At 70.8% G+C, this 22,450-nt stretch carries 22 protein-coding genes and 1 riboswitch; of the genes, 10 read left to right on the top strand and 12 right to left on the bottom strand.

What is annotated here, in order from left to right; translation table 11 throughout:
• The first annotated feature begins 202 nt into the window (after positions 1 to 202).
• Positions 203 to 1,696 (top strand): long-chain fatty acid--CoA ligase, encoded by a 1,494-nt coding sequence (locus ACFXGX_RS30475; protein ID WP_384797274.1) that lies wholly within the window; start codon positions 203 to 205, stop codon positions 1,694 to 1,696.
• A gap of 115 nt (positions 1,697 to 1,811) precedes the next feature.
• On the opposite strand, the gene ACFXGX_RS30470 is transcribed toward ACFXGX_RS30475, so the two are convergent.
• The 8 genes from ACFXGX_RS30470 to sigK form a co-directional block, all read right to left on the bottom strand.
• Entirely contained in the window at positions 1,812 to 3,422 is a 1,611-nt protein-coding gene (locus ACFXGX_RS30470; RefSeq protein ID WP_384797271.1) for a cation acetate symporter, read from the bottom strand.
• Positions 3,419 to 3,856, bottom strand: coding sequence for a DUF485 domain-containing protein (locus ACFXGX_RS30465; protein WP_384797268.1), 438 nt, complete (start codon positions 3,854 to 3,856; stop codon positions 3,419 to 3,421). Before ACFXGX_RS30465 ends, ACFXGX_RS30470 begins: the two co-directional genes overlap by 4 nt.
• A 287-nt stretch (positions 3,857 to 4,143) precedes the next feature.
• Positions 4,144 to 4,731 (bottom strand): hypothetical protein, encoded by a 588-nt coding sequence (locus ACFXGX_RS30460; RefSeq protein ID WP_384797265.1) that lies wholly within the window; start codon positions 4,729 to 4,731, stop codon positions 4,144 to 4,146.
• Positions 4,732 to 5,108: 377 nt separating this feature from the next.
• The gene (locus ACFXGX_RS30455; protein WP_384797262.1) at positions 5,109 to 5,600 is read right to left on the bottom strand and encodes a peptidylprolyl isomerase; all 492 of its coding nucleotides are present in this window, start codon (positions 5,598 to 5,600) and stop codon (positions 5,109 to 5,111) included.
• 289 nt (positions 5,601 to 5,889) lie between these two features.
• Positions 5,890 to 7,407 carry a glycerol kinase GlpK gene (glpK, locus tag ACFXGX_RS30450; protein WP_384797259.1) on the bottom strand — a complete coding sequence of 506 codons (1,518 nt, stop codon included), beginning with the start codon at positions 7,405 to 7,407 and terminating at the stop codon, positions 5,890 to 5,892.
• 24 nt (positions 7,408 to 7,431) lie between these two features.
• Positions 7,432 to 8,277 carry an MIP/aquaporin family protein gene (locus ACFXGX_RS30445; RefSeq protein ID WP_384797256.1) on the bottom strand — a complete coding sequence of 282 codons (846 nt, stop codon included), beginning with the start codon at positions 8,275 to 8,277 and terminating at the stop codon, positions 7,432 to 7,434.
• Positions 8,278 to 8,479: 202 nt separating this feature from the next.
• Entirely contained in the window at positions 8,480 to 9,214 is a 735-nt protein-coding gene (locus tag ACFXGX_RS30440; RefSeq protein ID WP_384797253.1) for an anti-sigma factor domain-containing protein, read from the bottom strand.
• Positions 9,211 to 9,813, bottom strand: coding sequence for an ECF RNA polymerase sigma factor SigK (gene sigK, locus ACFXGX_RS30435; protein ID WP_384797250.1), 603 nt, complete (start codon positions 9,811 to 9,813; stop codon positions 9,211 to 9,213). The genes ACFXGX_RS30440 and sigK overlap by 4 nt, the downstream gene beginning before the upstream one ends.
• A gap of 365 nt (positions 9,814 to 10,178) precedes the next feature.
• Between sigK and ACFXGX_RS30430 the strand changes: the two genes are divergently transcribed.
• The 5 genes from ACFXGX_RS30430 (at position 10,179) to ACFXGX_RS30410 (ending at position 14,177) form a co-directional block, all read left to right on the top strand.
• Complete coding sequence (locus ACFXGX_RS30430) at positions 10,179 to 10,535, top strand: hypothetical protein (RefSeq protein WP_384797247.1); 357 nt, start codon at positions 10,179 to 10,181, stop codon at positions 10,533 to 10,535.
• 209 nt (positions 10,536 to 10,744) lie between these two features.
• Positions 10,745 to 11,104 (top strand): DUF6204 family protein, encoded by a 360-nt coding sequence (locus tag ACFXGX_RS30425; protein ID WP_384797245.1) that lies wholly within the window; start codon positions 10,745 to 10,747, stop codon positions 11,102 to 11,104.
• Positions 11,105 to 11,187: 83 nt separating this feature from the next.
• Positions 11,188 to 11,646 (top strand): MarR family winged helix-turn-helix transcriptional regulator, encoded by a 459-nt coding sequence (locus tag ACFXGX_RS30420; RefSeq protein WP_384797242.1) that lies wholly within the window; start codon positions 11,188 to 11,190, stop codon positions 11,644 to 11,646.
• A gap of 442 nt (positions 11,647 to 12,088) precedes the next feature.
• Entirely contained in the window at positions 12,089 to 12,847 is a 759-nt protein-coding gene (locus tag ACFXGX_RS30415; protein WP_384797239.1) for an IclR family transcriptional regulator, read from the top strand.
• Positions 12,848 to 12,938: 91 nt separating this feature from the next.
• Positions 12,939 to 14,177, top strand: a complete 1,239-nt coding sequence (locus ACFXGX_RS30410) for a PP2C family protein-serine/threonine phosphatase (RefSeq protein ID WP_384797236.1) — start codon at positions 12,939 to 12,941, stop codon at positions 14,175 to 14,177.
• A 129-nt stretch (positions 14,178 to 14,306) separates the two neighbouring features.
• On the opposite strand, the gene ACFXGX_RS30405 is transcribed toward ACFXGX_RS30410, so the two are convergent.
• Both ACFXGX_RS30405 and ACFXGX_RS30400 read right to left on the bottom strand, forming a co-directional pair.
• A complete protein-coding gene (locus tag ACFXGX_RS30405) occupies positions 14,307 to 15,260 on the bottom strand; it encodes an expansin EXLX1 family cellulose-binding protein (protein WP_384797233.1) in 954 nt (317 codons plus the stop codon).
• 38 nt (positions 15,261 to 15,298) lie between these two features.
• The gene (locus ACFXGX_RS30400; RefSeq protein WP_384797230.1) at positions 15,299 to 16,555 is read right to left on the bottom strand and encodes an acyltransferase family protein; all 1,257 of its coding nucleotides are present in this window, start codon (positions 16,553 to 16,555) and stop codon (positions 15,299 to 15,301) included.
• Positions 16,556 to 16,930: 375 nt separating this feature from the next.
• On the opposite strand from ACFXGX_RS30400, the gene ACFXGX_RS30395 reads away from it, so the two are divergent.
• Positions 16,931 to 17,221, top strand: a complete 291-nt coding sequence (locus tag ACFXGX_RS30395) for a hypothetical protein (protein WP_384797227.1) — start codon at positions 16,931 to 16,933, stop codon at positions 17,219 to 17,221.
• Positions 17,222 to 17,440: 219 nt separating this feature from the next.
• On the opposite strand, the gene ACFXGX_RS30390 is transcribed toward ACFXGX_RS30395, so the two are convergent.
• Both ACFXGX_RS30390 and ACFXGX_RS30385 read right to left on the bottom strand, forming a co-directional pair.
• On the bottom strand, positions 17,441 to 18,232 hold the full coding sequence (locus ACFXGX_RS30390) for a glutathione S-transferase C-terminal domain-containing protein (RefSeq protein ID WP_384797224.1): 792 nt from the start codon (positions 18,230 to 18,232) through the stop codon (positions 17,441 to 17,443).
• Positions 18,233 to 18,344: 112 nt separating this feature from the next.
• On the bottom strand, positions 18,345 to 18,410 hold the full coding sequence (locus ACFXGX_RS30385; protein ID WP_355773383.1) for a putative leader peptide: 66 nt from the start codon (positions 18,408 to 18,410) through the stop codon (positions 18,345 to 18,347).
• A gap of 36 nt (positions 18,411 to 18,446) precedes the next feature.
• A riboswitch (SAM riboswitch) is annotated at positions 18,447 to 18,591 on the bottom strand.
• A 651-nt stretch (positions 18,592 to 19,242) separates the two neighbouring features.
• Here ACFXGX_RS30385 and ACFXGX_RS30380 point away from each other — a divergent pair.
• From ACFXGX_RS30380 to ACFXGX_RS30370, 3 genes are all read left to right on the top strand, one after another.
• Positions 19,243 to 20,247, top strand: a complete 1,005-nt coding sequence (locus ACFXGX_RS30380; RefSeq protein WP_384797221.1) for an amino acid ABC transporter permease — start codon at positions 19,243 to 19,245, stop codon at positions 20,245 to 20,247.
• A 98-nt stretch (positions 20,248 to 20,345) separates the two neighbouring features.
• The gene (locus ACFXGX_RS30375) at positions 20,346 to 21,110 is read left to right on the top strand and encodes an amino acid ABC transporter ATP-binding protein (protein WP_384797330.1); all 765 of its coding nucleotides are present in this window, start codon (positions 20,346 to 20,348) and stop codon (positions 21,108 to 21,110) included.
• Between the two features lie 149 nt (positions 21,111 to 21,259).
• Positions 21,260 to 22,285 carry an ABC transporter substrate-binding protein gene (locus ACFXGX_RS30370; protein WP_384797218.1) on the top strand — a complete coding sequence of 342 codons (1,026 nt, stop codon included), beginning with the start codon at positions 21,260 to 21,262 and terminating at the stop codon, positions 22,283 to 22,285.
• The last annotated feature ends 165 nt before the right edge of the window (positions 22,286 to 22,450 follow it).

The raw sequence follows: 22,450 nt of genomic DNA, 5'->3' as shown, positions 1-22,450 counted from the left end.
GCGGGCCCCGCGTTCACGGACCCCGAACAGTGGCGGACGCGCCTGGCCCGCCGGAACACCGGCGCCATCTGCCGCGGCTCTGGCCGGTCTTCCCGCCGGGGCCCGGTAGCCAGGACGCACACCGCTGGGTCACGCTTCGCGATGTGATCCGACCGCGCGGCACCGCCGCGACCCGCGCGACGAACGCAAGGAGATCCACGGCATGACCAACCTCGTCACCCTTCTGGCCGCCACCGTCGCGGCCCACGGCGAGAACGTAGCCGTCCGCCACGACGACCACACGCTCACCTACGCCGAACTCGACGACGCGAGCGCGCGGGTGGCCGCGCTGCTGCGGGACCGCGGCGTCCAGCCGGGCGACCGTGTCGCGCTGACCATGCCCAACGTCCCGCTGTTCCCCGTCCTCTATTACGGCATCCTGCGGGCCGGCGGTGTCGTCGTCCCGATGAACCCGCTGCTCAAGGCCCGCGAGGTCGCCTTCACCCTGCGCGACTGCGGAGCGCGCGTCGCGCTGGTGTTCCCGCTGTTCGCCGACGAGGTGACGAAGGCCGCCGCCGAGACGGGCACCGACTGCCTGGTGACCGACCCCGAGGCCTTCGACGCCCTGCTGCGCGACCACGAGCCCCTGCGCGACACCCCGGACCGGGCCGACGAGGATCCCGCCCTCATCCTCTACACCTCCGGCACCACCGGAACGCCCAAGGGCGCCGAACTCTCCCACCGGAACCTGACGAGCAACACGCTCACCACGGCCGAGACCCTCCTCCGGGTCGGACCCGACGACGTGCTCTTCGGCGGCCTTCCCCTCTTCCACGCCTTCGGCCAGACCTGCGCGCTCAACGTGGCCGTCGCGACCGGAGCCACGCTGACCCTGCTGCCCCGGTTCGACCCGCGCGGCGCGCTGGAGATCATCGCCCGCGACAAGGTCACCGTCTTCCTCGGCGTGCCGACCATGTACGCGGCGCTGCTGCACGCCGAACTCCCCGACGGCTTCGACGCCGGGCTGGTGCGCCTGGCCGTCTCCGGCGGGGCCGCGCTTCCGGTCGAGGTCCTGCACGGATTCGAGAGGCGCTTCGGCGCGGCCGTCCTCGAGGGCTACGGGCTGTCCGAGACGTCACCGGTCGCCGCGTTCAACCACCCGGACCGTCCGCGCAAGGCGGGCTCGATCGGCGTGCCCATCCGCGGGGTCGCGATGCGGCTCGTCGCCGAGGACGGCGGCACGGCCGCGCCCGGAGAGGTGGGCGAGATCGCCATCCGCGGCGAGAACGTCATGACCGGGTACTGGAACCGTCCGGACGCCACCGCGGACGCGGTCCGCGACGGATGGTTCCACAGCGGCGATCTGGCCCGCGTCGACGAGGACGGCTTCTACTTCATCGTCGACCGCAAGAAGGACATGATCATCCGCGGCGGCTACAACGTCTACCCGCGCGAGATCGAGGAGGTGCTGTACGAGCACCCCGCCGTCGCCGAGGCCGCCGTCGTGGGCGTGCCGCATCCCCTGCACGGTGAGGAGGTCGCGGCCGTGGTCACGCTCAGGCCCGGCGCCGAGGCCACGTCCGAGGAGATCCGCGCGCACGCCAAGGAGCGGGTCGCGGCGTACAAGTACCCCCGCCTCGTCACGATCGCGGCCGAACTGCCCAAGGGACCCACCGGCAAGATCCTCAAGCGCGAGATCGTGGTCGACGGCTCCTGAACCGGTGACGGCACAGGTCGGGTAGAGGGCGACTCCCCGGTGAGGGCGGCGGCGATCCCGCGACTCTCACCGCTCCCGCGGCTCCGATCGCTCCATCGGCCGCGGCCCGCGACCCTCACCGGTCCCGGGGCCGCGGCCCCGCGAGGATCAGGCTCTCGACACTCTCGTACACCCCGCGTTCCCGGTCCGCCGCGCGGCGTCCGGACAGCATGCTGCCGAGCCAGCCGAACGCGAAGCCGAGGGGGATGGACACCAGCCCCGTGGTGGTGAACGGGAACCAGTTGAAGTCGGCGGCGGGAAAGGCGGACGTCGGGGAGCCGGACACCAGTCTGGTGCCCGGCATCAGCACCAGGACGGCGAGCGTGCCGCCGATGAGCGTGCTCAGCAGACCGGCGCGGGTGTAGCGGCGCCAGAAGAGGCTGTAGACCAGGGCCGGGGCGATCGCCGAGGCGCCCACGCAGAAGGACATCGTGGCCAGCGGCTGAAGACTCCGGTCCTGGACGAGGACCGCGAGGGCGATCACGGGCGCGCCGACGACCAGGGCGGAGCCGCGCGCGAAGGCCGTCTCGCGCCGGGACGACATGGTGGTGCCGCGGCCCGCGAAGACGTCGTGGGCGAGTGAGTTGGCACAGGCGAGGGTCATGCCGGCGACGGAGGCGAGCAGGGTGAGGAAGATCGCCGTGGTGACCGTGGTGAACACCAGGGTCTCCGCCCGGGACACCACGGGGCCGAACGCGGCACGTGCGCCCAGCAGATACGCGGTGTGCCCGCGCGGGTCGGCGGCGGTGACGCCGGACCGGCCGATCATCGCCGTCGCACCGATGGCGATGACGCCCGCCACCAGCATGAACAACGCCACCGAGGACACCGCCCAGGACATCGAACGCCGTACCTGGCGGGCGCTGTTCGCGGTGAACATCCGCATGGTCACATGCGGCAGACAGGCACCGCCCAGCACGATGGCGAACTGGGTGCTGATCATGTCGAGCCGGGGGTGCGGGCCTCCCGCGAACTGGAGTCCGCCGTGCAGGAACGCGTCCGGTGAGCCGCTGCGGTGCGCGGCCGTGGTGAACAGCGCCCCGGGGTTCCAGTGGAACCGGCTGAGGATCAGCAGTGCGACGGCGATTCCGGAACCGAGGAGCACGACCATCTTCAGGAGCTGGATCAACGCGGTGCCCCGCATGCCGCCGATGGCCGCGTAGGTGATCATCAGGGTGCCGACGCCGACGATGCAGCCCGTTTTCATGGAGCTGTCCGTGAAGCCGAGGATGTACGCCAACAACTGCCCTGTACTGGCGAGTTGGACGAGCATCATCGGTACGAGCGCCGCGATCGTGACCGCGCACCCCGTGATCCTCACGGTCCGGCTCGGCATCCGGCGGGCCAGCACGTCGCCCATGGTGAACGTGCCCGTGTTCCGCAGGGGTTCGGCCAGCAGGAACATCAGCACGAGCAGCGAGAGCAGGGTGCTGAGAGCCAGGACGACCCCGTCGAAACCGCACAGGGCGATCACGCCGCCGATGGTCAGGACGGTCGCCGCGGAGATGTAGTCGCCGGCGATGGCGAGCCCGTTGCGCAGCGGGGAGAGCGAGCGGTAGCCGGTGTAGAACTCGGCGAGGTCGTCACTGTCGGGGCCGGTGAGAACGCACAGCAGCAGCGTGACCGTGACGGCGATCGAGAAGGCGACGAGGGACCAGGACTGCGTGGAGCCGGCGAAGCCGCTCACCGCTTCCGCCCCTGCTCGCCACTCGCCCACGGCACGCTCCGGTTCACACGGTGGGCGAGCGGGTCGACGTAGCGGCGGGCGGTGCGTTCGTAGACGAGCACGGCGAGCCAGGTGGCGGGGATCTGGCAGAGGGCGATGACCAGGCCGGCCGAGAGACCGCCTGCGACGGGACGGTCCATCAGACCGGGGTATCCGGCGCAGAGGCCGAGGAAGAGGGTGAAACAGCCGAGCACCGCGAAGGTGGTCACGCGCCGCTGGCGGCGGTAGGCGCGCCGCAGGATGCGCAGATCGCGGTGGTGCCCGGTCCAGGCGTGGGGTGATGCCCCGCCGCGTAAGGGTTCCGCCGCGGAGGGGTCCGGGACGTGCGGGGCGAAGGAGTTGTGGTGTCCCCGCGGCGGTCGCGCGGGCCGCGGGGCGGAGCTGTCGTACGACATGCCGGCCTCCTGGTGGGGTGCGGGCCCGGCGTGCACGGGCCGCGGGACAGTGGGGGAACGGCTCGGGTCCTCGCACGCTATGCGGCCCGTCGGCCCGTGCGAAGGGCTTTCCTTCAACTACCTGGTCGGAGGGTGTACATGCCGCTGACCTCGTCTGTTGCCGAAGAAACCGCTGTTGCGCCCGTGCTCGGAGTGAGGACTGTGGTGGGGGTGATGCGGCCGCGGGCCGGTCCGGGCGGGCTCGGAGATCGGTTCGTACGGGCTCGGGAGGAGGGGTTCGTACGGGCTCAGGACGAGGGTTCGTACGGGCTCCAGGAGGAGTCGCCGAGTTCGTTCAGCGGGGTTCCGTGCGCCCAGTGCCGCAGGCACGAACCGTCGATGAGACGGACACCGCCCTGGCGTCGCGCCCACTGCACGTCACGCCGGGTGAAGGCCCCGCGGTGCACCACGAGCCTCAGAGGCGGGGCTGGACCGCCCGGACGGCCCGAACGCGAGGGCGTGTCCTCGTCCGGCAGCGGCTCGGCCACGGGCCGGAAGGCGACCTCCAGACGGTGACCGTGACCGTTCCGCGCGCGGACCCGGACGCGGTCCTCGGTTCCGCGCGGCTGGAGCACGCGCCAGCCGTCCCGGCGCAGCATCCGGGAGACGGCCAGGGCCAGCCCCTGGGTGTCCAGCTCCGCGAGTTCCTCGGGTGTGTAGAAGCCGAGGCGCCGGCGGGCCGTCGGCCGGTGCCGCCGCACCGCGGCGGGGGTCACGACGGCCAGGACGGCCAGAGCGGCGACGGGTACGCCGATACCGGCCACGCGGTAACCGACGGCGAGTCCGGCGACGACCGCGCACAAGGTGATGACGACCCCCGTGAGAGCGGGCAGCACGTCACGCAGTATGGGCCCGTAAGCCCCTTCCGCACGCAGTCGGCGGACGGCTCGGCGCCGCTGCGCGCGTGCTGACAAGCGTCTACCCGGTGTCCGCCCCCACCAACTCACTCGGGCCAGCTCCCCCCAACCCCAGCACGCTTAGGCGTGTCCGGGGAGGGCTACCCCTCGCGGGCGGGCCGGTCCCCTGGAGTACGGGTTCCGGCCACGAATCCGGCTGAACTCTTTCGAGGCGCCGCGACCCGTGGGGCACGATCGGTTCCGGTGGCCGCGGGGTCCCGTGCGGCGGACCGCCCGGCGGTGGCGGCGGGTGCGTCACCCACCGCCCCCGCCGGCACGAGTCCGCGGGACGGACCCGGGAGGGGCTGCCGGACCGCTCAGACGGTGCCGCTCTTGGAGATGACGATCTTCTTCGAGGTGGTGCCGGAACCGCTGCCGAGCGCCTCGATCGCCTTCACGACGTCCATGCCCTCGACGACCTCGCCGAAGACGACGTGCTTGCCGTCCAGCCAGCCGGTGACGATGGTGGTGATGAAGAACTGCGAGCCGTTGGTGTTCGGGCCCGCGTTCGCCATGGACAGCTGACCCGGCTTGGTGTGCTTGAGCTTGAAGTTCTCATCGGCGAACTTCTCGCCGTAGATGCTCTTGCCGCCCGTGCCGTTCTGCCGCGTGAAGTCGCCGCCCTGGAGCATGAAGTCCGGGATCACGCGATGGAACGGCGAGCCCTCGTAACCGAAACCGTGTTTGCCGGTGGCGAGCTCACGGAAGTTCTGCGCGGTCTTCGGGACGACGTCGTCGTAGAGCTTGAACTCGATGCGGCCCAGCGGCTGGCCGTCGGCCGTGACCTCGAAGTAGACGTTTTCGCTCATTGCTCTGCTCCTCATGGATGCGAAGGTTCGCCCCCGAGCATAGAGAAGCCGAGGTGGTGGACGCGTGACCGGGGGTGATCATTCGGCGTGTGGCCCCGGGAGATGGAATGATGGGCCGCCGGTGGCATACGCCCCGGCCACACCCGGGACGCGGCGGCCTCGCGCGGGACCGCGGGGGTTCGCGACCGCACACCGGGAACGCGCTCCCGGCGGCATCCGGCCCCCGACGCGATACGGGTCGGGAGCCGAACGCGGCACCGTCGGTCACCGGGACGACCGGCGCCCCCGGCTATTCCACCTTCGCCCAGTCCAGCGTGCGCTCCACCGCCCTCTTCCAGTCCGCGTACCCCTGTTGCCGCCGGTCCTCCGACCACTGGGGTTCCCAGCGCCTGGACTCCTGCCAGTGGGTGCGCAGTTCGTCGGTGTCCCGCCAGAAACCGGTGGCCAGACCGGCCGCGTACGAGGCGCCGAGCGCGGTGGTCTCGGCGACGACGGGACGGCTGACGGGTACGCCGAGGACATCGGCCTGGATCTGCATGCACAGGTCGTTGGCGGTCACACCGCCGTCGACCTTGAGGACGTCGAGATGGACTCCGGAGTCCTGCTCCATCGCCTCGACGACATCGCGGCTCTGGTAGCAGATCGCCTCCAGCGTCGCCCGGGCCAGGTGGGCGTTGCTGTTGTACCGGGCGAGTCCGACGATCGCGCCGCGGGCGTCGGAACGCCAGTACGGGGCGAACAGGCCGGAGAACGCCGGGACGAAGTACATCCCGCCGTTGTCCTCCACCGTGCGGGCCAGTGTCTCGCTCTCGGCCGCGTCCTTGATGATCTTCATCTGGTCTCGGAGCCACTGCACCGCGGACCCGGTGACCGCGATGGAGCCCTCCAGCGCGTAGACGGCGGGTTCGCCGCCGAATCGGTAGGCCACGGTGGTCAGCAGGCCGTGCCGCGAACGGACCAGCTCCGTACCGGTGTTGAGGACCAGGAAGTTGCCGGTGCCGTACGTGTTCTTGGCCTCGCCGGGCGCGTAGCAGACCTGCCCGACGGTGGCCGCCTGCTGGTCGCCGAGCACCCCGGTGATGGGGATGGCGGCGCGCAGTGGCCTGGAGGTGCGTGCCGTGCCGTACGCCTCGCGGTCGGACGAGGGGTTGATGCTGGGCAGCATGGCCCTCGGTACCCCGAAGAAGCCCAGCAGTTCGTCGTCCCAGTCGAGGGTCTCGAGGTCCATGAGCATGGTGCGGCTGGCGTTGGTCACGTCGGTGGCGTGGACGCCGCCGTCCGGGCCGCCGGTCAGGTTCCACAGGACCCAGGCGTCGGTGTTGCCGAACAGGGCGTGCCCTTGCTCCGCCGCCTCGCGGACCCCGTCGACGTTCTCCAGGATCCACTGGATCTTGCCGCCGGAGAAGTAGGTCGCCGGCGGCAGCCCCGCCTTGCGGCGGATGACGTCGCCCCGGCCGGAACGCTCCAGGGCCGCGGCGATGGAATCGGTCCGGGTGTCCTGCCAGACGATGGCGTTGTAGTACGGACGGCCGTTGCGCGGGTCCCACACGACCGTGGTCTCCCGCTGGTTGGTGATGCCGATCGCCGCCAGGTCCTCGGCGCTCAGGTTCTTGTGCCGCAACGCGTTCTGGATCACCGAGTTGGTGCGTTCCCAGATCTCCACCGGGTCGTGCTCGACCCATCCGGAGCGCGGAAGGATCTGGGCGTGTTCCAGTTGGTGCTTCGCCACCTCGTTGCCCGCGTGGTCGAAGATCATGAATCGGGTGCTGGTGGTTCCCTGGTCCACCGCGCCCACGAAGTCAGCCATGGGTCGCCGCCTCTGTTGCGGGTGTCAGTCCTGGGGGGCCGGGATCTGTCCCGGCGGCTCGGGCTCCGCCATCGGCAGGAACCGGCCGATGAAGAGCTTGTAGACGGCGGCGCCGAGCACGCCGCCGATCAGCGGACCGATGATCGGCACCCAGAAGTAGAAGTTGCCGTACTGATCTCGCCAGGCCCCTCCGTATCCCGTGAGGAAACTGGCCAGACGCGGTCCGAAGTCGCGTGCCGGGTTGATCGCGTAGCCGGCGAGGGTGCCCCATGCCATGCCGATGCCCACGACGAGCAGACCGATGATGAACGGGCCGAGGTTCGCGCCGGGCGGGGTGTTGAGCAGGTCGGTGACCGCGAAGATCACCAGGAGCAGTATGGCCGTGCCGATGATCTGGTCGCGGAACGCGCCCCATTCGTGGACGGGCAGGTTCGGGTTGCCGTTGGCAGGCAGTGTCGAGAACACGCCCTGGGTCTTGATGGTGTGGCCGGGGTCGACCTTCGCCAGGGCCTCCGTGTAGTTCCAGCGCACGATCAGCGCCGCCACGAAGGCGCCGACGATCTGGGCCATCACGTAGGGGGCCACCTTGCGCCACGGGAAATCCTTGAACGTGGCCAGCGCGACGGTGACCGCGGGGTTGAGGTGGGCGCCGCTCAGCCGTGCCGCGACGTAGATGCCCATGGTGACGCCGATGCCCCAGGCCCACGCGATGCTGTCGTGGTTGCCGAGACCGCCCGGCGGCGTCGTGAGTGCTCCGCCGGCGACCACTTGGGCCACCACGCCGCACCCGAACAGGATGAGAATCATCGTGCCGAGGAACTCACCGGACAACTCGCCGATCAGCCCCGAGTTTTTGAACCGCTCAGCCATGGAAGCCCGCTTCCCGCCGGTCCAGGACCGGCTGTTGACCGCCGCCCGAGCCCTCCCTCACATCAGCATAGGATGATCAAGAATGAATTGCATCAAAAGTTAACTATCCTGTTTTGAGGCGTCAAATCATGTAATCCGCAACTTTGATGCGGTTCCCGGCGATGGGTGCCCGCGGTCTTCGACGTGGGCTCGCTCGGGGCCCTCAGGCAGGCACCGTGACGATGCCGAGCGGCTCACTCGTGGGCTGCCGTGATCCACCCGCCGGTTCGGCGGTGATGCCCACGGCGCTGACGTCGTGCAGGGGGCCGTGGAGCAGTCGGGCCTGCCCGCCGCCGGAGCCCGTGAGCAGGCCCGCCGGGCGGAGGGCGCCGGAGTCGGCGGCGTACCAGAGTTCGTAGACCTGGTCGTTTCCGAGGCGGGGCAGGTCCGAGGCGATGAAGGCCGCCCGGCCCTGGGAACGGGAGGCGGCGACGCTGATGGCGGCCCCGTTGTCCAGCTTCTGCGTGCTGATCTTCACGTCCCGGGCGGTCAGGAGGTCGGAGAGGACGGACGCCTGTGCCTTCCTGGCGGCGACTTCGGCCTGTGCGTCCTCGGCCTGGGTGTGCTGCCAGACGGCGATCCCGCCGAGCGCGGCCGCGAGAGCCAGGCACGCGGCCAGCGCCATCCGCAGGGCCCGCCGGTGAACGGGAAGGGCGCGGGGCAGACGCTCCTGGCGGGTGTGGGCGATCTGTTCGAGGACGTTCCGGCGCAGTTCGGGGGACGGGGTCGCGTCCTGGGCCGAGGCGAGCCGCAGGGTGACCTCGGACAGCTCCGCCACCTCGTCCCGGCACGCGGCGCAGCCGGCGAGATGGTTCTCGAAGGAGGCCTCCTCGGCCGCCGGCAGGGCGTGCAGGACGTACGCCCCGACGAGCTGATGCGGGTCGTCGGCGGCCGTCATCGGCCGGCCTCCAGACATCTGCGCAGCAGCCGCAGCCCGGAGCGCATCCTGGACTTCACGGTGCCCGCCGGAGTGGCCAGACAGGCGGCCACCTCCAGATAGGTCATGCCCTCGTAGTAGGCGAGCACCAGTGGTACGCGCTGGTGACGTTCCAGGTCGGCGAGGCAGCGGTGCACGCGGTCGTGCTCCTCGTGCCGCTCCACGGCCTCGGCCACCTCGTCGAACGGGCGGTCCTCCGCGAGCAGGGCGCTGCGCCGCTCCCGTTCCGTACTGGCCTGGACGTGCCGGACCCGGTCGACGGCCCGCCGGTGCGCGAGGGTCAGGACCCATCCCCGGGCGGTACCGAGTTCGGGGCGGTAGCGGTCCGCGGTCCGCCAGATCTCCACCATGACGTCCTGTGCCACCTCCTCGGCCTGGGCCTCGTCCCGCAGTACGCGGCAGATCAGGCCTTTGACCGGCCGCGCGAGGGTGTCGTACACATCGGCGAACGCGTCCTGGTCACCCTGCGCGGAGCGTTCGAGCCGTGCGTCCAGCCACGCCTCCTCCGAAGGGTGCCGTCGCGAATCCTGTCCGTCCCGGCCGGTCTTGGCATCGCTCACAGAATCCGTCCATTGCTTCCTTCTCGCCCGGCCCGTCCGTCGTGTTCGGCAGGCGCGGGACCGGTGCGGTCGGCGACCGGTCCCACGACGGGGGAGGGGCCTCGTCACCGTGTATTCGTGGCCACCCGGCCCTTGGATGAGCCGGGGGCCCCGCGCGTTCCCGGCGGCGGGCCGCGGCCGCCCCCTCTCGAAAACTCGTACCAAAAACCCACCTAGGTCTATCCTCATACGTACCTTTTGTCGCTCCGAATACCCTATGTCCCGCGCATCGAGGACCTGGAAACGTACCGTCAGCTTCCGCGCGAACTTCACGGACGCCGGGCCACGTTGCGCACGTCCATCACATTGCGAGGGAGGTGAGTCCGATGACCACACGCATCAGCCCCCGGCGGCTGCTCGCCGGTGCGGCCGCGACGGCGCTGCTGGCCGGAGGGGCCGCCCTGGGAACGTCCGGTGCCGCCGCAGCGAGCCCGGCGCCGTCGCCCACACCGTCGGTGACGGCCCCCGACCATCACGGTCACCACGACCGCTGCGAGTGGAAGAAGGGCCACTGGGAGAAGAAGTGGGTGCCCGGACACTGGGTCAAGAAGTGGGTCCACCAGGACTCCTGGCACCACGGTCACCACCACGACGGCTGGGTGAAGAAGTGGGTCTACGTTCCCGGTCACTGGGACAAGGTGTGGGTCAAGGCTCACTGGGACTGCCGGCACCACGGCCACTGAGCGCCCCGGTCGCGGCGTGCGGACCGGGTGCGGGCACCCCCGCCCCGGTCCGTCCCCGCCCCGGTCCGCCCCGCCCCCGGCCGTGATCCGGTTCGTGGGCTCCCCGCATCCGGCTCGCCCGCTGTGCGCGTTGCCCCTGGTGGGCGCCGACGGTGAGCTCGCCGGAAACGCGGTGGAGCGGGGCCGATCCCGTTGGTTACGTTCGTCCGATGACCACACGCACCTTCCGTATCACCGTTCGCGGTGTCTTCGACGGACTCAGCGCCGACCAGCGTGCCGAACTTATGGCACACGCCCCGGAACACGACGTTCTGCGGGCGGCCTTCACCCCCGAAGGGCACCTCAGCTACGACGTGGCCGCCCGGCCGGCCTTCACCTTCCGCTACCTGGACTCGGGAGAGGCGGAGGAGGACATCCTGGAGGCCGTCGAACGGGCCGAGGCCGCCGCGACGGCCTGGCTCACCGAGCGCGGCTACGGCTTCAAGCGGCTCAAGTCCCAATCCGAGGATCTCTCCCAGGCGCCCCTCGGCAAACGACAGCGGCGGGCCATCGCCCAGAACACCCCCTGATCCCTTGAAGGCCAAGGGGGACTTATGCTTCACAGATGCTTGAGTAGTCAAAGAGACATCAAAGAGAAATCAAGGAGACGTCAATGAGTGGAGGGTTGGACGCGGTACTGCGTCTGGTGCGGGCGCAGGCCGCCCTGGTGAAGCGGTTCGACGCGAGTCTCGGCGGACTGCACGGGGTGAGCCTGGCCGACTTCACGATGCTCCTGCGCCTGTCCGAGGCCCCGGGCGACCGTATGCGCCGGGTCGACCTGGCGGAAGCGCTGGGGCTGACCGCCTCCGGTGTCACCCGCGGACTCGTACCGCTGGAGCGGATCGGCCTGGTCAGACGGGACCCGGACGCCCGTGACGCGCGGGTGGCCTACGCGGCCCTGACCGAGACCGGCCGGGAACGCCTGGCGGAGATGCTCGTGACCGCCGAACAGGTCGCCGAGGAGGTCTTCGCCGAGCCGGCGTGGACCAAGGAGGAGACGGCGCGGCTCGCCGGTCTCCTCGGCCGCTTCGGCGGCACCGGGTTCACCCGACGCGAGCCCGACGGCTCCTGAGCCCGCCGGTCTCGGGCGGGGCGCCTCAGGGCTCTCCGCCCGGGGTCGGCATCCCGCGGTCGGCGTCCCGCGGGGCTCCGACGCCCCGGGTGCCTCGCCTGGCGTCGGCGTCTCGCTGGGCTCCGATGCCCCGCGTGCCTCGCCAGGGGCCGGTGTCGGTCGACGCGGTATGTCGGGCACCTCGCCGTGGATCGGTGTCGGCGAGTGCGGTAGTCCGCGTGCCTAGCGGTGCCTCGCGGTGCCTCGCGCGAGTTCTGTTCCGCTGGGCTGCGACACCCCGGGCGCGGCGTCCGGGATCAGCGTCCCGGCGGGCTCCGACGTCTCGGGTGGCGTCGTAGCCGGGCGTGACCGGTCGCGTCGCGTCCGTCACGCGGCGGGGCCGGATCGGGCGGGTGTCCGGTGACGCCTTGCCTGTCTCGTGGCCTCGGCGCACGCTGGGGGCATGGGAGCTCGCGACGGACCCACGCTCATCACCTCCGTCCAACGGGCCTTCCGCCTTCTGGAGGCGGTGAGCGCGCACGAGAACGGCGCGCCCGCCAAACAGCTCGCACGTGAGACCGAGCTGCCCCTCGCCACCGCCTACCACCTGCTCCGGACCCTCGTCCACGACGGTTACATCCGCAAACTCGACGACGGCGGATTCATCCTCGGCGACAAGATGCAGACGCTGCGCACCCAGGGCCGCGGACAGGCGCTGCTCAGCCGGGTGCGTCCCGCGCTGGCCGCTCTGCGTGACGAACTCGCCTCGGCCGCCTATCTCACCTTCTACGAGGACGGCGAGATCCGGGTCGCCGAGATCGTCGACGGGCCACGGGCGCCCCGGGTCGACCTGTGGGTCGGATTCGAGGACGCCGGACACGCCACCGCGCTGGGGAAGTCCGTCCTGCGTGAGATGGACGAGGAGTCCCGCAACGACTACCTCGCCCGGCACGCCCTCCCCGATCTCACTCCTCGGACCATCACCAGTCGGCGGGAACTGCTGCGCCGGCTGGCCTCGTCGCCGGTGGCCCCGGCCGTCACGGACCTGGAGGAGTACGCTCTCGGCACGGTCTGTGTCGCCGTACCCGTGTACAGCGGGGGCACGTTGGGCTCGCTGGGTGTCTCGCTCCCCGCCGAGCGGCTGTCCCGGCTCGACGAGGTCCTCACGCGGCTGATCCCGACCGCGAACCGGGTGACCAGGAGCCTGTCGCTCACTATTTGAAATCCCCGTGCTTGTGGTTCAGGTCTCGAACGTCTTTCCTAGACCAACCGGACATTTCAGGGATGAACCCAGGTGAGGACTGCGGACGAGCATGAGTCAGGCCCGAGAGCACGGTAGCGAGCACTGGCCGAAACGGACGTTCTGGAACCGGGGCGTAGGTTCCGGAGCGGCGGCCCGCAAGCGCGCCGCCCACCTCGCCTTCGGCACACCGGTGCTGCCCTTACTGGTCGTCGGAGCCATCGTGCTCATCGACCTGGCCGGTGGAGCGGGGGTGATCTGGCTGCCGCTGCTGGCCGCCGGACCCGCGCTGGCGGCCACCACCAGCCGGCCGCTCGGAGTTCTGTGCGTCGGGTTCCTGGCCGCGGTGCTGAGCGCGCTGCTCGGCACCCGGGACGGTGTTCCGGGTGCCGAGCTCCTCGCCGTCCTGTCCGCCCTGGCGGCCGTCACCGGGGCCAGCGCCCTGGCCAGCGCGCTGCGCTGGCGCCGGGAACGGGTCCTCGCGGCCGTCCGCTCCGTCGCGGAGGCCGCCCAGCACGCGCTGCTCGCTCCCATACCGTCGAGTGTCGGCCCCTTCCAGGTGGCCGTCCGCTACAGTGCCGCCGCGGCCGAGGCCCGGATCGGCGGGGATCTCTACGCGCTGGTGCCGACGCCGTACGGAGTCCGCATGATCATCGGCGATGTCCGGGGCAAGGGTCTGCCGGCCGTGGGCACCGCCGCGCTCGTGCTCGGAGTCTTCCGCGAGGCCGCCTACGACGAGCCCGACCTCCTCACCGTCGTGGCCCGGATCGAACGGAGTCTGGCGCGCAACCTGGGCTACGACGACTTCGTGACCGCCGTGGTCGCCGGATACCCGGAGCCGGGCCGGCTGGAGGTCGTCAACTGCGGACACGCGCCTCCGCTGCACGTCCGGGCGTCCGGGAGCGTCGTGTCGTTCGACCCCGTGAACCCCGCTCCGCCGCTCGGGCTGCGGGCCCTGACGGGGGAGACCCCGAGCCTCCAGGTGCTGCCCCTGGCGGACGGCGACCAGCTCCTGCTGTACACGGACGGGGTCACCGAGGCCCGTGACCACGGCCGGGAGTTCTACCCTCTCGCCGAGGGACTGGCCCGGCACGTGTCCGACGAGCCGGCCTCCACACTCGCCGCGCTCGACGCCGAGCTCCAGGCCCATGTGGGCGGCAGGCTGCACGACGACGCGGCCCTGCTGCTGCTCCGCAAACCGGCACCCGCCGAGCCGGCCACCTCGGTGGTCGCGGGTGGTGGCTCTGCCACCGTTCCCTCCCCGCCGGGGCCGCCCGCCGCGGGTGTGGCCTGCGGCAGGAGCGCGGAGTAGCCGGTCCCGGCAGGAGAGGACCGTTCCGGAGAGGGAGCCGTCGCCTTGGGCGCGCCCCGGTCGCGCCCCGGCGTGCGACGGGGCGCACTCCCGGGAACGCAACGGAACGGGATGGGACGACGGGACGGGTCAGTGGCGCGCGAACTGGAGCCGGGTCGTCTGTACGGCGTCGGGTCGCAGCGCGATGCCGTCGACGGTCAGGCGTTCACCGTAGATGTCGGTGATCCGGATCGCGCCACCGCAGCCGCCGCCGTTCTCGGCGAGGAAGTAGTTGTAGGCGGTGCGGGGAAGAGGCCGCCATGCGCCGCCGGAGCCGAGTTCGAGCCGGGCCACCGGATTCCGGTGACCGATCACCTGGAGCGCGCACCAGTAGCGGCTGGACCCTGTCTTGTAGCGGAGGGCGACCGTGCCGGAGTCGCCGGGGCTGAGCAGTTTCCACGTGATCGGGATCCGGCCGGCCACCGGGTTCACGAGCCGGGCGAACGCCTGGGCGCTGAGGTCGAGCTGGCCGGGGGCGCAGCCCGTCGGGCATTCGTTGGTGATCCGGACCGTGACGGTCGCGCCGCTGCCGGCACGCACCTGTACGTAGGCCCCGCACGCCTTGGACGTCTCGTAGTCGGTGTGGTTCATCGCCGCGGTCATGACGTCGTCGGTCGGACCGTAGGAGCAGGCGCCGTCGCCGCTCCCGGCGTCGTACATGGTCGCCACACCCCGGTAGCCGACACCTGGACGGATCCGTCCCGACAGCGAAGCGGTCGTCGTCGTGGTGCGGGAGGTGTTCGAGGCCGATGGCCGCGCCGACGCGGTGGAGGGGCGGGCCGTCGCGGTCGGGGAGGCGGCAGGGCTGTGCGACCGGGTCGCCGAGGGGGACGTCGGCCCGGCCGATTCCCGGCCGGGCGTCGCGGTTCCCCGGGAACCGGCGACCGCCGAGCCCGCGCTGCCTCCCGTGACGGCCTGATGGCCGGGCCGGAACGCCACGACCAGACAGACCAGGGCACCGACCGCGACCAGGGCGATCGGGGTGACGGCCCGCAGCGCCGGCCGACGTCCGCGTCGTCGCGCGGCCTGCCTCGTTTCCTTCATGCGCATCCGTTCGGAGGATCGATCCGGTGGTCTGCCCCTCAGTGGCCGCCGGAAGCGAAAAGGTTGCCGCCCGCTCTCTGGCTGACGCGGTGGATCCGATCCCGGCCCCGGGCCTGACCCGGCACCTCGACGAAGCGATGGGTCAGCGCGCACAGCGGCAGCAGCACGGCGAAGAACACCGCTTCGAGTACGAGGCTGTCGTGCCGGGACCGGCCGATCACGCTGTCGCTCACCGCCAGCAGGACCGGATGCACCAGGTACACCGAGTAGCTGACCGTCCCCAGCCAGGTCAGCCCGCGGGGAATCCTCCGGCGGCGCAGCGCCAGGGCCGCGCCGAAGGTGAGTACGGCCAGCAGGAAGGCCGTGATCCAGCCGCGCCGCGCGAACGGAGCGGTGTCGCCGTACGCGTACGCGCTCCCCACGGCGCAGATCACCACCACGGCGGCGTTGCGGGTCGCGCGCCGCCAGGTGCTCTGCCCGCTCTCCGCACGCTGGACGGCGGTGCCGAGGAACATCACGGCCAGGATCACGAGGCCTTCCCAGAGCGGAACGGTGCCGTTGAAGGAGACCAGCACCAGCGCGAGCACGCCCCCCGCCACGGCCCCCGGCACCCGCAGCCGGGACCTTCCGGAACTCCCGCAGAGAACGGCGGTCACGAGCGCCGTGGAGGCGAGCGCGACGAGCGGTCCTGCGCCGACCGCGGAGGACAGCGCGGACGCCGGTGGCACGAACGCCACGGTCGCGCTCACGGCGGCCAGCGCTCCCAGAACCACCGAGACGCCCGCCGAGCGCCGGTGGAGCCGGACCGTGAACAGGGCGACGACCAGCAGATAGAACGCCAGCTCGTACGACAGCGTCCACAGGACGAGGACGACGCTCGGCGTCCCCAGCAGTTCCTGCAGCAGGGTGGTGTGCGCGACGGCGACCGTGAAGGGATTCCGCCCCTCGAAGCGCGTGCCGAGATGCGCGACGCCGACCAGGTTCAGCGCCAGGGCCGAGCCCACCACCACGGCCCACAGCGGGTAGATCCGGTGGGCCCGCCCGATCCAGAAGCTCCTGACGCAGCCCCGCCGCTCGAGTGAGGCCGGAATGACGTAACCGCTCACCAGGAAGAACAGCATGACGCCGTACCGGCCGATGTCGATCTGGGGCATCACCTGCTCCCGGAACTCCGCCATGAAGGAGTACGAGGAATGGTCGACCGCCACGAGCAGCGCGGCGATCCCCCGCAGTGCGTCCAGCCGGCCCAGCCGCGGGGACCCGGCGGATCCACCGGACGCGGGTGGACGTGACACCGGTGAAGGCCGCTGCGGATGCGGCCGGACAACAGGAGGTGCGGGTTTCATGGAGACGCCTGCCTGGACCGGGTCCTTTGAGGCACGCCCTGATGAGGCGGCTTTCGCCAGGATTGCTCACTTTCGCCCGGATTGCCTACGTGCGGGTCGGCGTCTCACGGCCCGCCGACCTGTTCTTGGGCGGGGGTGCGGTAAGCGTTACAAGGGCTGGGGGCGATGCCGGTGACGGCCGGTTCGGGTGCGGTCGTGGAACGGGCTGGTGCACCCTGCGGTCAGGGGGTGCGGTGAACGCCGTGGGACCGGGCGTGAACGGGGGCGGAGCGGTGGACCCGCTCGGCGCAAGCTCCGCGCGCCGGGCATGCGTCGTTTCCGGGGATGGGACAGAGTGATGGCATGGGCCACCTGTGGATGACGTGGTCGCTCGAGGGCGTCGGATCGGCCGGCCAGAACGTCCCCGACGTGGAAGCGGCCTGCCGCTCTCTGGTCGGCTCCGTGGAGCGGTCCCGGCGTGTCTTCGAGACGACCGAGCCGTGGGAGGAACTCCGCGAGTCGGCGCTGGTGCTCCAGGAGCGGATTCTGGGTCCGGGGCGCGAGGTCCTGGAGCAGGGCCGGCGGTGGACCTCCACAGTGAACGGTGTCAGCATCCTGCTGGTTCCGCGCGAGTGACCGGGCCGGGCGAGTGACCGGTCCGCGCGGGTGAGCCGGTCCGCGCGAGGCACAGGTCCGTGCGGGTGACCAGTCCGAACGAGGCAGGCACCGGTCCGTGCGGGTGACCGGTCCGCGCGGGTGACGGTCCGGGCGCCGGGCCGGTGGCCGCGGTACGGCGCTTGCCGTTCGCGCGAGGAACCACCCACCTGCCCGGCACGCACGCTTCCGCCGGAAGCGTCAGACCTCCGTCGCGAGCGGCACCACGTCGTGCGCGTGCCGGAAGGCCGGGTGATCACCGAGGCGGCGTACGTATTCCAGGAGCCGGGGGCGCGAACCGAGGGCGCGGGACCGGCCGAGACCGGTGAGCGCCGTCCATGCGTCCACGTCCGCCGCCGTGAGGGAGTCGCCCAACACGTAGGTGCGCCCTGCGAGTTGGCAGTCCAGCAGATCCAGGGCCGCCGCGAGTTCCGAAGGCGCGGCGGACGGGGTGACATCGCGGTCCAGCAGATCGCGGAGGGCTTCGATGTCGGCGGTCAGGGACGGAGGACGGAGCGTCGAAGGGCACGTCGTGGTGTGACCGGAGAGCAGCCCGGCGAGATCGCGGAGGATGGCGGGCGGGTGGTTGCTGACGATGCGTCCGCTCCACCGGTCGCACAGGGCGGGCGCCGTGAGCGGCCCGTCGAAGTGATGCTCGGTGGCCTCGTAGGCGCGGCGCAGTGAGGCGAAGGCGTCGGGTGTCCGCGCGGGGTCCGCCAGGAGTGTGGTGGCGACCGAGTCCCGCAGTCCGAGCAGTCCGAGCGTGATGGCGATACGCAGCGAGAACGGACAACTCCGCGACAGATACAGCTCGTAGCGGTGCGGAGCCGGGTAGAAGCCGCCGGCGAGTCCGACGCCGATGCGGCTGTCGACGCGGTGGGGGAGTGCGGACGAGGTCGTCGTCGGCTTGAGCCGAAGGGCCGAGGGGAGCGAAAACTGGTCACAGGGGCGTGAGTTGGCAGTGCTGGACGTGCGCGAAGCTGTCTCGGGCATGACTCTCCCTGGGGGAAGACGGAAGCCACCGCCGCTTTGTGGGCACCGGCGGCCGGGATGCGGATTGACTGCGCTCGTCGCGCCGGTCCGGATCGAACGGACCGGCCGCGGATCAGTAAGCGCTGGAGACGCGCAGGAGGTCGATGTGCAGGCGCCTCGTCAAACCGCTCTTGGGCAATTCCCACCGGTCCTGGCTCAGGGCTCGCGAGACGCGAGACCACGCTTGCCCCGCCGCGCCGGCGGGACCCGGTCGTCACCCGGGGCACCCCGTCGCGGTGGAAGGGTTGCCTGTCAGCGGGCCGGGGCCGATGACCACTGGAGCGGGGTGTACCCGTACCGTGGCGCTGACAATCGTGACCGTCCATGCCAGTCTCGATGCACCAAGTTGCGCCGTCAAGAAGGCCGTAAGCGCGGTCTCACCTGGTGGTCACCCGCATTGACATTGTTTTCCGGACAGGCCTAACCTGCGGCGCATTACAGGATGCCTTTCGGCCGGAGAAGAAATGGTGACGGCGATGCACGGAGCTGACGGGACGGCCGCATGGCGGCGCCTCGGCCGCAATGTGCTCTGCGCCGACCGCGCCGTGGACCTGCTGCGTGTCAACAGCGCCCTGTGTACGGGCAGCTGTCGCTCCCTCAGCCAAGGCTGACAGCCTCTCCGAGTCCTCGACGACCATGAACGCGCGGCTCCTCCGAGTCATCGGCGTTCACGTCGCCGGCGATCACGAACTGACGGCTCGTCCGAATCCTTCGCGATCACGAACCGACGGTTCCTCGGAGCCTGCGGCGATCACGAGCTGAGGGTTCCGCCAGGTCTTCGACGACCACGCGACGACCTCGCGCCGACCGGTTCCACCGAGCCCTCGGCGACCACCGCTGTCGCGAAACGCCCTTTCCCCGTCGAGCCCTCGTCCCACAGGGGCCCGCGCATCGCCGTGTACCGAGCCGTCCCGCTCGGCGGTGCGCCGCCGCTCCGTGATCCGGGGTGTCCGAATCCGCTGGAGTTCTCCATGAGTCAACCTCCCGGCGCCGCTGTGTCCTTCGGAGCAGCACCGCCCGCCGAGGCGATCCCTTGCAACGATGTCCCCGCCGCGTCAGAACGTCCGGCGGCCCAGCGGGTCCTTCCGCTCCGGCGGCCCGGACGCTGGATCGTCACGGCCGTCGTGCTCGTGCTCGTCGCCCAGATCGCCCACGGACTGGTGACCAACCCCTTCTACCAGTGGGATCGCTTCCAGTACTGGTTCCTGCGCCCGACCATTCTCGACGGCCTGCTCATCACCCTCGAAGTCGCCTTCTACAGTGCGCTCCTGGGGTTGCTCGGCGGCATCCTGCTGGCCCTGGCGAGGCTCTCCCGGAGCCCGGTGCTGCGGGCGGTGAGCTGGGTCTACACCTGGCTGTTCCGGTCGGTGCCGCTGATCGTGGTCCTGCTCTTCCTCTACAACTTCAGCGCGCTGTACCAGACGTTGAGCGTCGGAGTGCCGTTCGGGCCGGCCTTCTTCACCTTCGACGAGTCCCGACTGGCGACCGACATGGCCGTCGCCGTCATCGGACTGAGCCTGAACGAGGCGGCCTACGCCTCCGAAGTCGTGCGCGGCGGCATCCTCTCCGTCGACCAGGGCCAGCACGAGGCGGCCTCCGCCCTAGGTCTGCCGAGGCGCTACCAGTTCGCGAAGATCGTCTTTCCGCAGGCGCTGCGTTCCATCACCCCCAACTACGTGAACCAGTTGATCGGCCTGATCAAGGGCACCTCGCTGGTCTTCTACGTGTCGCTGCTGGATCTCTTCGGCTCCGTGCAGAGCATGGGCAGCACCTACCCCGGCGACATCGTGCCGCTGCTCCTCGTCGCCACCGCCTGGTACCTGATCCTCACCAGCGTCGTGTCCGTCGTCCAGTTCTACGTCGAGCGGCACTACTCGCGGGGCGCCCTGCGCACGCTGCCGCCGACTCCGTTGCAGAAGGCGCGGAACGGTCTGCGCGACGTGCGGGCCCGGTTCCGGAGGGAGACGGCGATATGAGCGGCGAGACGAATCTGACGACGGTGAGGACGCGGACGGCTCCGGCCGCCGAGGTGGCGGACGCGGTTTCGGCCGACGAGATCGCCGACACGCTGCGGGTGGAGCCCGCAGCCGTCGAGGTGCACGACGTGCACAAGTGGTACGGAGCCCAACAGGTTCTGGACGGTGTGGAGTTGACCGTGCGCCCGGGCGAGGTGACGGTCGTCCTCGGTCCGTCGGGCTCCGGCAAGTCCACGCTCCTCCGGGTGATCAACCACCTGGAGAAGCCCGAGATCGGCCATGTCAGCCTGAACGGCGAGCTCATCGGCGTACGCAGGCACGGCGACCGCCTGCGAGAGCTGAGCGAGCGGGCCATCCTCGCCCAGCGCAGCCGGATCGGGTTCGTGTTCCAGAACTTCAACCTCTTCCCGCACCTGACCGTGCTCGACAACGTGGCCGCGGCTCCGGTGGCGACCGGCAGGCTGTCCAAGGCCGCGGCACAGGAACTCGCACGCGATCTGCTCGCCCGGGTGGGCCTGGCCGACAAGGCCACCGCCTATCCCCGGCAGTTGTCCGGCGGCCAGCAGCAGCGCGTGGCCATCGCCCGCGCCCTCGCCCTGCGTCCCGGAGTCATCCTTTTCGACGAACCCACGTCCGCGCTCGACCCCGAGCTCGTCGGCGAAGTCCTCGCCGTCATCAAGGATCTGGCCCACAGCGGCACCACACTCGTCATCGTCACGCACGAGATCGGCTTCGCCCGCGAGATCGCCGACCGCGTGGTGTTCATGGACGGCGGACGCATCGTCGAACAGGGCCCGCCCGAGCAGGTGCTGGACCATCCGCGAGAAGCGCGCACCAGAGAGTTCCTGAGCAAGGTGCTCTGACCGCTTCCACCCGACGCGCAGCGGGACACCGCTCGACGAGGTGTTCCCTGCCCTGCCGCCCCGACCCACGTTCGGGGCGGACCCCCGATTCGGCGGCCCGCCGGGACCGTTCCCCCACATCTCTCATCGCACACTCGACAAGGACAGCCATGCGCACCCTCAGCCTGAACCGCACAGCCCTCCGCGGCGTCGCCGCCACCGCCGCCGTCGCCTCCCTCGCCGTCTCCCTCGCCGCCTGCGGCGGAGACAGCGACGCCGCCACCCGGACGAAGACCGACGCGGCCGGAACCGTGACCGTGGGCGCGCTCTCCAACGGGGCCGCGAAGGAGGCCACGTTGAAGGTCTCCGAGGTGAAGTCCATCAGCGCCGAACTGCCCAAGTCCGTCGCGGAGAGAGGCACGTTGGTGGTGGGCATCGGCGCACTGCCCGCCGGGTCGCCGCCGCTGAACTTCGTCGGACAGGACCAGAAGACGCTCACCGGCAGCGAACCCGACCTCGGCAAGCTGGTCGCCGCGGTCCTCGGACTGAAGCCGGTGGTGAAGAACTCGACCTGGGAGAACCTGTTCGTCGGGGTCGACAGCGGCAAGGTCGACGTCGCCTTCTCCAACGTCACCGATACCGAGGAGCGCAAGAAGAAGTACGAGTTCGCCTCGTACCGCCAGGACAACCTCGCCTTCGAGGTGCCGAAGAAGAGCACGTGGAACTTCGACGGCGACTACCGGAACCTCGCCGGCCAGACGGTCGCGGTGGGCGCCGGCACCAACCAGGAGAAGATCCTCCTGGAGTGGAAGGACAAGCTGGCCAAGGCGGGCAAGAAGCTCACCGTCAAGTACTACCAGGACAACAACGCCACGGCCCTGGCGCTGAACAGCGGCAAGATCGACGCCTCCTTCGGCCCCAACCCGGCCGTCGCCTACCACGTCACCCAGAACGCCAAGTCCCCCCACCCGACCCGCAACGCCGGCCAGTTCTCCGGCGCGGGCGCGACGATCCAGGGTCTGATCGCGGCCACCGCGAAGAAGGACAGCGGTCTCGCCAAGCCGGTCGCCGACGCGATCAACTACCTGATCAAGAACGGCCAGTACGCGAAGTGGCTGGCCGCCTGGAACCTCTCGAACGAGGCGGTGGAGACCTCCCAGGTCAACCCGCCCGGCCTGCCGCTCGACAACTCCTGAACCACCGCCCGCCCCTAGGTCGTGTCCGCAAAGTCGCGCCTGCCCGGCGGCGTCTGGCACGCTTCCCCAAGCTCTGCGAGCAGGGGGGACCCCCACTCGCCGCACCGGGCGAAGACCCAAGTACGTCCAGTACGAGGGTCTGCGCCCGGCACGCCCCGGTGTCCT

It is taken from the genome of Streptomyces sp. NPDC059371 (genome assembly GCF_042751995.1).
In the GTDB taxonomy this organism is placed as follows: domain Bacteria; phylum Actinomycetota; class Actinomycetes; order Streptomycetales; family Streptomycetaceae; genus Streptomyces.
The sequence above is the reverse complement of the archived record's forward strand: the minus strand, read 5'-3'. Positions and strand labels throughout refer to the sequence as shown.